Raw genomic sequence first — 1,402 nt, 5'->3', positions numbered from 1 at the left:
ATAGTAAGCTGAAGGGTAATTTGCTGTCCTTCTTCTAAGCTGATGCTGTAGTAGTCGTTATCGTCGATTTGACCTCCTACTGGCTCTTCACCAAGACAGCCAGTATAAGTGCCAGGTGGAATTAGAGTTGCCCCTTCTAATTCATTAGTCTCGGGTAATTGGTTCCCCTCTAAAAATTGCCCTTCTCCTGCTTCCTCTGTAAGTAGAACTATACTTTCTTTCTTAAAAGCTACATGATTATCCTGAGTTAATTCTCGTTCTACACGAAAAACAATAGTAGATGCACCGGAAATAAATTCTCTATCCACAGTTACTTGACCCTGACAGGCATAACCTAAAGGATCATTCGGAGGTGAAACATTAGGAAGGGTAACTATTTTAGTCTTAAAAACACCTCCCATATTACCACTCCCCGGAAATCCATAGATTAATTTAAATTTTGCCTTAAATCCACTACCTCCATTTGGTCGATCAGTGGCGAGGGCAGTAATATCTAAAACTAAATCTTCGGTACCAGGAGAAATGTTTTCGAATTTCCACTCTGCGTAATTTTGAAGAGCAGAATCTCGCAGCCAGTACCAGCCATCAATTAAATCACCATTGGACTGAAAATTACTTGCCTGTTTTTCACTATCTACTGCAAACACTAATAAATTCATAACCATTAAAATAGAAAAGAAAATCACCAACCTCAAAACTTTTTTTGTTTTCATGATAATTCACTCCTTTATTTTTTTTATTATCCTTTAAATTTACTTACTTTTTTAAATAATTAAGTATTTCCTTAATATTAAAAACCATTCTTTTTTAAATAATTTTTTACTTTTCTTAATTAGATATTGATAGAGAATTTATGATTAATTTTTGACCTCCACCTAAAAGTTATAAGCAGATGGCAGTTGATAAAGGGCTCTGATCATAGTCTGCATAATCTCGGAGATAAGATTAAAGTTTTGCCAATCTTCCCGATCAATGGTGGTTCCCTTCCAGACATCAAAACCAGCGATTCCACTGAAGGAATGGAGATATAAGGAATAACTGTTTTGGGGATAACCACAAGAAGAAGTATCCGGGTTTATCTTTATTTCAGCGGCATATAACTGATAATTACTCCAGTGAGTATCGATATGATAACAAAGATTTTCTTCCCTTAATTCTGGGTTATAAGTCAACTTTACCGGGCTTTGAGGATTATTACTTAAGTAAAAAATAACTTTACCCCCGATTACTTCATTCCATCGGTCTAAAACTTCCTGTATTCGGCTAAAATTAGTGGCATCATAGACCTCTACATAACCATCAGGCCAACGAATGACTCGATTATTCCCCCACCCGTACTTTTGAATTAACTCTTTTTCTGCATAGGTTAATGGGGGAAATTCTTCTGCTACCCAAAGCTCCA

2 protein-coding genes are annotated in these 1,402 nt (G+C 36.0%); both read right to left on the bottom strand.

Annotation, left to right across the window (positions count from 1 at the left end; all coding sequences use genetic code 11):
- On the bottom strand, positions 1 to 713 hold a 713-nt coding region (locus COZ07_RS03645; protein ID WP_406607229.1), incomplete at its 3' end, for a hypothetical protein.
- A gap of 162 nt (positions 714 to 875) precedes the next feature.
- Positions 876 to 1,402 (bottom strand): hypothetical protein (locus COZ07_RS03640; RefSeq protein ID WP_406607228.1); only part of this gene is annotated, 527 nt, incomplete at its 5' end.

The organism is Candidatus Infernicultor aquiphilus (genome assembly GCF_002784285.1).
GTDB lineage: Bacteria > Atribacterota > Phoenicimicrobiia > Phoenicimicrobiales > Phoenicimicrobiaceae > Infernicultor > Infernicultor aquiphilus.
The sequence above is the reverse complement of the archived record's forward strand: the minus strand, read 5'-3'. Positions and strand labels throughout refer to the sequence as shown.